Here is an 8,278-nt window from a genome sequence, read left to right on the forward strand (position 1 = left end):
TCAGAAAACTCCGGCGGTGAAAATTGAACACAAAAAAACCGATCAAACGCATCTGGCCTTGGGTAATCGGGCATATAAAAGTAATCATAAGGATAGATTCGTGTTGTCGTTGCTTTCCATTATCTTGGGGGGCAATATGAGTAGCCGGCTTTTCATCGAGGTGCGTGAGAGAAGGGGTTTGGCCTATCGCATCAAATCCAATACGGAAACCTATGACGATTGCGGCTATTTTGTGACGCAAGCGGGCGTGGACCATGGGAAATTGGAAATGGCGGTGGGGGTGATTCTGGAAGAATACCGGAAAATAGCCACCCAAAAAATTGAGGAAAAGGAGTTGCAAAAAGCCAAGGATTTTCTGAAAGGTTCGGCGGTGATGCATTTGGAGTCCTCCGACGAGGTGGCGATGTTTTTCATCGAGCAAGCCTTGAACAAGAAAAAGATTATGACTTTGGAAGAACTGTTTGCTAAAATTGACCGAGTGACTACTAAGGATATATTGCGGGTGGCGCAAGAAGTGTTAAGAGAAGAAACGCTTAATCTGGCTGTGATTGGTCCGCATAAAAACGAGGCTAAGCTGAAAGTGTTATTGAAATACTAATATGTTCCACCTTTCTTTTCCCAAAAGAAAGGTGGAGGAAAGAAAAAGGCCGCAAAACTACATACCAAGACAAATTTTCTATTTCTGAGCTAAAATTTCTGAAGACCATAAAAAAATCCGGCGAGAAATTTTTACGCTCATAAATTTCAATTTGTAACTTGCTATTTCGTTGATGCGGGGAATTTTTAAAACTTAAGTGTGGAGAAGAAATAATTCCGCGCCTTGGCGTTAGTGCGTTTCTAAATTCCAGATTGGGAGCGTTAAGAAATTTCCTTTCCCTCTATGGTCGCATGGGAATTTTAGCGAGCAATCTGAGAATTTAGACAGCACCAGCCGGCGCCGGCAGTTTCTTTTTGTCCACTTTCTTTGCTGCCAAAGAAAATGGACACTATTCAATTAAAATTTCGAATTTAAAATTTAACCTTCCTTTATAGGGTGTGGATAACTTTCCTCTACAAAACTATATCTTTCTATGGTATAATGTAGTTGGTTAAAAAAGAATAAAAAACAATCTAAGAAAAAGAAAATACTGCATGTTTTTCTTCCAGAAAAAATCAAAACCAACCAACACCAAGCTTTGGGTGATGATAGCTATTATCGCTGTTTTTGCTGTTTTCCAAACTACTTTTGCCGCCACCGGCCTCAACAAGCAAATCAACTACCAGGCCAAACTGACCAACAACCTGGGCGTCTCCGTTCCCAATGGCAACTATGATATCGTTTTCAAAATCTATGATGCCGCCTCAGCTGGCACCACGTTGTGGACCGGCACCTACACTGCGGCCAATGGCAATCCCATTACAGTCACTAATGGAGTCTTCAATGTTCTCCTCGGCACCGGCACCGGCAACACCCTTAATCTAGATTTTTCTACCGATTCCTATTACCTGGGCGTCAAAGTGGGAGCCGACGCGGAAATGACTCCCCGAAAAAGACTGGGCGCCACCCCGCAAGCTTTCAACGCCAACAACCTGATTGGAGATGGTTTCATCAAGCTCACCGGCACCCCTACTGGCAACAACGTTGATCAAGGGACAATATATATCAACCCCAGCTCGGCTACAGCCGGTTACACTCTCCTGGGACTGGCCGTCAACGGCGCCCAGAAATTCAAAGTGGATGAGGCGGGGAATAGCACGCAAGCGGGCAGCCTGACCGTGGGAGGAGATTCTGTTTTGGGCAATGCCTCGGGAGACATCCTCACCATTAGCGGCACTAATGTGGCTATTCCAAGTAATCTCAATTTTGATGCGAACACTTTTTTCATAGATGCGATAAACAATCGGGTGGGAATTGGGACGGCAGCTCCAGGTGCTCGGCTGGATATTTTGGGCGACACAACCACCGCTGTGCTAGGAGCAGAACTCATCACCGGCACAGACAATTCCACCTTTGCTACCACGCTAGGTAATTGGACTGGCACGGGTTGGTCAGCTGGATCAGGCGTGGCTACTCACACTGCCGGCGCCAACAATTTTTCTTTGGCCACGACTTATACTTCGAGTCATCCGACAGCCGGAAAAACCTATCAAATCACTTTCACCATCAACACCACTACTACCGGAACATTGACTCCACAATTTGGAGGGGTGAATGCTGTGGCAGTGGGCAAGCAAATCAATTCTGAAGCACAAACGATGGTGGTGGTGGCCACCGGAACAGGTGCATTGACTTTTGTTCCTGATGCCACTTGGGCCGGAACCTTGGACGACATTTCCGTTAAAGAAATCACTCCTACCACTGCCACGCAAATTGTGCGAAATTCTGACAACAGCATTGGATTGGAGATTCGTAGTGGGGGAGCAACTAGATACAATAATTTTATAGGTGTAGATGCTGGACGAGATAACACTACCGGCGTCTACAACACTGCTAATGGCTATCGATCATTATATTCCAACGCCACTGGCTCCTATAACACCGCTAATGGCAATCGATCACTATATTCTAACACCACTGGCTCCGACAACACCGCTAATGGCAATCAATCATTATATTTCAACACCACTGGCGCCTACAACACCGCTAATGGCTATGGTTCACTATTTTCCAACACCACTGGCTACTACAACACCGCTAATGGAGCTTTTTCACTATATTCCAACATCACCGGCTATTCCAATACTGCTCTCGGGATTAATGCAGGCAGATATAGCAATGGAGGCTTAATGGATAATCAAAAATCTGGGGAATCACTTTATCTTGGCTCTAACACAGCGGCTCTGGCTGATGGTGACATCAATGAAGTCGTGATTGGCTATGGTGCCACTGGAGTAGGATCTAATAGTGTAGTGCTGGGAAATGATAGTATTGCAACAACAGTACTAAAAGGCAATATCGGCATCGGCGATATCACTCCAGCTGCTCTTCTCACCGTCGGTAATGGAGACTTGTTTCAAATCAACTCCACCGGCGACGTTTCTTTGAATGGTGGAGGCACCCTTACTTTGGGCTCCAAAGCAACTGACCCGACCGGCGCTAATGGCATGAGTTTCTACAACTCCACCACCAACAAATTTAGATGCTATCAAAATGGTGCTTGGACAGACTGTGTCGGTGCGGGCGGTAGCATGGCTATCGGTGGGACCATCACCAGTGCAACAGCCGGTTCCGTCCTGTTTGCTGGCACAGCTGGCATCATGCAACAAGACAATGCTAATTTCTTTTGGGATGATACCAATAATCGCTTGGGAATTGGCATGGCTATTCCGCTGCATAAATTAGATGTGTTAGGAAATCAACGTATAGTTGGACAATCAAATTATATACTACCAATAGAATCATCATATGATTTAATGTTGCAAACTGATACTACAAACAGGAAGGTGTATTTTGCGGGAAATAGCAGTGGATATTCCATACAAGCCACGGAGAGTTCAACGGGCAACGCAATGTCTCTTTCCTTAAGTCCGAGCGGGGGTAATGTGGGGATTGGTGACATCAGTCCGGCCGCACTTTTTACAGTGGGCAATGGTGACTTATTTCAAATCAATTCCACTGGCGACGCCTCTTTCAATGGTGGAGGCACGATTACTTTGGGATCAAAAACCGCTGATCCCACGGGAGCCAATGGAATGAGTTATTACAACTCTTCTACTAACAAATTCCGCTGTTATCAAAATAGCGCTTGGACAGATTGTGTTGGGTCTGGTGGAACTATGGCTATTGGCGACAGCATCACCAGTGCAACAGCCGGTTCTGTCCTGTTTGCTGGCACAGCTGGCATCATGCAACAAGACAATGCTAAATTATTTTGGGATGATACGAATAACCGACTGGGAATTGGCACAGCTACTCCGGGTACCAGTCTGGATGTTTCCGGTGGCTCCATTCGCACTACAAATCAGTTAGTTTCTACAATAGCTACAGGCACAGCGCCATTGGTAGTTTCCTCTACTACAGGAGTGACTAATTTAAATGCCGATCTCTGGGATGGTTACCAATTTGCTTCATATCTGAATCAAGATGTTTTGACTACTAGTCCGGTTATTTTCGCCAATATTGACACTGGTTTTGGAGCGAATGAATTGTATGATATGAATCAGGCCGTTCTGACCACCAGCGCAGTTACTTTCGCCACTCTTAACACCGGTCTGGGAGCCTATGAATTGTATGCAATGAATCAAAATGTTACAACCACCAGCGCCCCCACCTTTTTAGCAGTAAATTTATTGGGAAATTCCGATTTTGTTTTGAAAAGTACCAGCGCAGCGACAAATGATCCAGGTGATATAGTATTTAGAAATGATGCCGGGACGCAGTTGGGAAGAATGTGGGCAGACTCTGCGGGAACTGTGCGAGTGAGTGCCGGATCTGGCGTAACAGTAGGAGCTCAGTTGGTAAGTGGCAATTCATCCTGGACGTCTTTTTCCGATGTTAGGCTCAAGGAAAATATCCAAACAATTGATGGCGCCTTAGCCAAAGTATTGAATATGCGGGGAGTATATTACAATATGACAGCCAATCCTGATGATAAGCGAGAAATCGGAGTCATTGCGCAAGAGGTGCAGCCATACTTTCCAGATCTAGTAGAAAATCTAGATGGTTATCTCGGCGTAACGTATGATCGCATTGCTCCAGTACTAATTGAGGCTATTAAGGAACAACAAGTCCAAATCACAACTTCTAATAGTCAAATCGCTGGTTTAGTTTTGAAAACCGACACTGATATCACCAACTTACAACAACTTCAATCTTCCATCGACACCCAACTAGGCGTGATACAAACCAGTCTCACAGCTCTGGCGACTGAGGACACGCAACAATTGGGCAGAATAACCGCATTGGAGACAATGGGCGAAGGCTATGAAACTAGAATTGCTACTCTCGAAACACTCACTACTACTTTGCAAAGTCAGATAGCCGCTTTACAAGTGGATTCTGCCCAAAACACGCTGGACATTTCCCAGGCGCAACTGGCTATGACGAATTTGGAAATACTGCTGGACATCAACACAGACAAGACTGATTTCAACTTCGGCCATTTTACGGCAGAAAATTTGGAAACAGGACTCTTGACTATTAAGGTGGTGGATAGTGATGCGGCCACTATCGGTACGGCGGTGATTTGTCCGGTGGGCAAAAAGGCGGATGCCAGCAATCAATGTGTTGCTGATGCCACGGGTGATGGAAAAAGTGTGGTGGTGCCGACCACGGCGGTGAGTAGCGGGACGAAGGTGTTTGTGACCCCGAAAAATGTGACGGATAAAGTTTTGGCAGTCACAGCGCTCATCGCGGGAGAAAGTTTCCAGGTCGAAATCCAGCAGGTAACGGATAGTGATCTTGAATTTGACTGGTGGATAGTGGAGGCGAAGTAAGCTTAAATTTACAATGACCAATTTACAATTTTCATTGAATTTTCAATCCCGAGTGCTCGGGATTGAAAAATATTCCTTTTTAAGCTAAACTCTATATATGAAGATAGGGACATTGTATATCGTGGCCACGCCCATTGGAAACTTGGAGGACATTACTGCCCGGGCTGTTCGTATTTTGGGAGAGGTGGATGCGGTAGTGTGTGAAGACACTCGCATCACCAAAAGACTCTTGGATCACTATGGCATTGAAACTAAGGTAGTTTCTTTCTATCAGAACCAAAGAAAGGGCGGCGCGACCAAGCCGGTGCCTAAATTGGAATTTCTAGTGCAAGAGTTGGAAAGCGGCAAGAATATCGCCCTGGTAACGGACGCCGGGACGCCGGGGATTTCTGATCCAGGCAATCAATTGGTGGCCGCTGCCGTAGCCAAGCAAATTCCGGTGGTGCCTATTCCAGGCGTTTCGGCTGTGGCGACGTTGGCGAGTGTTTCAGGCATTGATATGGGACAATTTGTCTTTCTCGGTTTTCCGCCTCACAAAAAAGGACGAGAAACTTTTTTCAAAAAAGTGCTGGGATTTTCCTTGCCGGTGATGTACTATGAGTCGCCGCATCGAGTGCTGAAAAATTTGGAACTGTTGCGAACACTGGAGGAGGGGTTAGCTGCAGAAGGTCAAGCAAAACAAATCATCCTGGGACGAGAACTGACCAAAATGTTTGAAGAGGTGGTGCGGGGAAATGTTGCCCAAATGGAAGCCTATTTCGAGGCTAATCCCGGGAAAGTCAAAGGAGAGTTTGTAATAATTATACACTAGCCCTAATTTGTATATGAAAAGAATAATATATACAAATGACAAAAAACCATTTTTAAAAATAATTAGTTAATTTAGTAAATATTCGTTATTTTCGTGTATTTTATGAAAAATAAATTTTATATCACCACTACCTTGGCTTATGTGAATGCGGCTCCGCATATCGGTTTTGCCATGGAGAGCGTTCAGGCGGACGTGGTGGCGAGATTCCAGCGTCAAAGGGGGCTGAGCGTGATTTTTAATACGGGCGTAGATGAGCATGGAGCCAAGGTGTGCCAAAAGGCGCAGGAGGCTGGCATGAGCATGCAGGGCTATTGTGATGATAAGATAGCGATTTTTTCCCAAATGAAAACGGCTCTCAATTTGGACTATGATAATTTTATTCGGACGACAGATGTCTATCATGAAGCGGCGGTGCAGGCTTTTTGGAAAAAGTGTGCCGAGAATGGAGATATTTACAAAAAAAATTATAAGATCAAATATTGCGTGGGGTGTGAACTGGAAAAGACTGAATCGGACTTAGTGGAAGGAAGATGCTCCTTGCACCCGAATATGGAAATTGAAACGATTGAGGAGGAAAATTATTTTTTCCGGTTTTCGCATTATCAAGAAAAGTTGTTGGAATTATATCATCAACATCCACAACTAGTAAGACCGGAAAAAAGAATGAATGAGGTGCGCAGTTTTGTAGAAGGAGGGCTACAAGATTTCAGCATCTCTAGAGTGAAAAGCAAAATGCCGTGGGGAGTGGCTATTCCGGGGGATGAAAAACAAGTGATGTATGTCTGGTTTGATGCACTAGTGAATTATATTTCTACTTTGGGTTGGCCAAACATGGACAGTGATTTTGCTGATTTTTGGCCGGGCGTGCAGATCTGTGGCAAAGATAATCTGCGCCAACAAGCAGCTATGTGGCAGGCGATGCTTTTTTCTGCAGGTCTTCCTAATTCCAAGCAGATTTTTATTAATGGTTTTGTGAATGTCGGAGGGCAAAAAATGAGCAAGAGTCTGGGGAATGTGGTCAGTCCCTATGACTTAGTAGAAAAATTCGGCACGGAAGCCACTCGTTATTTGCTCTTGACGCTGGGTGATAATTTTGGGGAGGATATGGATTTCACTTGGGAGCGCATCATGGAAAAATATAATGCCGACTTGGCGAATGGTTTGGGAAACTTAGTTTCTCGCATCACCAAATTGAGTGAGCAATCGGGATCATTTGTGCCGCAAGAATTTTTTTTGAATGCGGAATTTGTCACTTTGATAGACAGGATGGAGCTGTCCAGGGCTTTGAAATATGTGTGGGGCTTGGTGGGGGAGGCAAATAAGGTGATTGATGATAACAAGCCTTGGGAGTTGGTAAAGACGGATAGGGATAAATTTGAAGAGGTGATGAATGACTTAACCGCTCGCCTAGCAGAGATTGCGGAAGATTTGATTCCATTTATGCCTGAGACAGCCAAAAGTATCCTGACTTCCCTAGAAACAAAAAAAACCAAGATTCTTTTTGAGCGGATTAAGATGCATAGTTAGATTTAAATAAAAAAACAGAAGTCAACCTAATTCTCAGTTGCTATGAGAAAAAACAAAATAAAACAAATTATTTGGTCAGTTGCTCTGATGGTTGGCGGCTTAGTTTTTGTATGCCTTGGGTCATTGGCTAGGGCCACAACCAATCCTAACTATGGCACAACTACCTTTTTTTCTAATAAAAAGGAAAAACCAGTCCTGGAAAGTCCGATTCTGGGAGCGGAGGATCCTTCTAATAGTAGCGACGGAAATCATAATAAGGATAATAAGAAGGATGACAATAGTGAAATAATAAATCCTAATGATATCTTTAATATTATTGGAGATGGTGTTGGTGCGGTTGTGGATAGTTCGATTAATGCATTTGATGAAACCAAGAAATCACTTTTTGATTTTCAGAGTGAGATATTTGGCAGTAGTGATTCATTTAGTGGTGATAATACGACTAACAATGAAAATGACTTATTAATCGCTGGCCCTAGGGGGGAGAGCTTGGCTTATATGGCTACACAAAATGATGCTAATGAT

5 protein-coding genes are annotated in these 8,278 nt (G+C 44.3%); all 5 read left to right on the forward strand.

The window, feature by feature from the left end:
- Positions 1–598: insulinase family protein (locus WC773_04730; protein ID MFA6082680.1), on the forward strand; the 598-nt coding region annotated here is incomplete at its 5' end.
- 533 nt (positions 599–1,131) lie between these two features.
- A complete protein-coding gene (locus tag WC773_04735) occupies positions 1,132–5,415 on the forward strand; it encodes a tail fiber domain-containing protein (GenBank protein MFA6082681.1) in 4,284 nt (1,427 codons plus the stop codon).
- Between the two features lie 97 nt (positions 5,416–5,512).
- The gene (rsmI, locus tag WC773_04740) at positions 5,513–6,226 is read left to right on the forward strand and encodes a 16S rRNA (cytidine(1402)-2'-O)-methyltransferase (protein MFA6082682.1); all 714 of its coding nucleotides are present in this window, start codon (positions 5,513–5,515) and stop codon (positions 6,224–6,226) included.
- A 102-nt stretch (positions 6,227–6,328) separates the two neighbouring features.
- Positions 6,329–7,753, forward strand: a complete 1,425-nt coding sequence (gene metG, locus WC773_04745; GenBank protein MFA6082683.1) for a methionine--tRNA ligase — start codon at positions 6,329–6,331, stop codon at positions 7,751–7,753.
- A gap of 42 nt (positions 7,754–7,795) precedes the next feature.
- A partial coding sequence (locus WC773_04750) for a hypothetical protein (protein MFA6082684.1) occupies positions 7,796–8,278 on the forward strand: 483 nt, incomplete at its 3' end.

This window comes from Patescibacteria group bacterium, from assembly GCA_041660565.1.
In the GTDB taxonomy this organism is placed as follows: domain Bacteria; phylum Patescibacteriota; class UBA1384; order CAJBMM01; family CAJBMM01; genus JBAZWC01.

Coding starts and splice junctions, on each gene's coding strand:
- WC773_04735 (MFA6082681.1), top strand. CDS start 1,132: ATGTTTTTCTTCCAGAAAAAATCAAAACCAACCAACACCAAGCTTTGG.
- rsmI (MFA6082682.1), top strand. CDS start 5,513: ATGAAGATAGGGACATTGTATATCGTGGCCACGCCCATTGGAAACTTG.
- metG (MFA6082683.1), top strand. CDS start 6,329: ATGAAAAATAAATTTTATATCACCACTACCTTGGCTTATGTGAATGCG.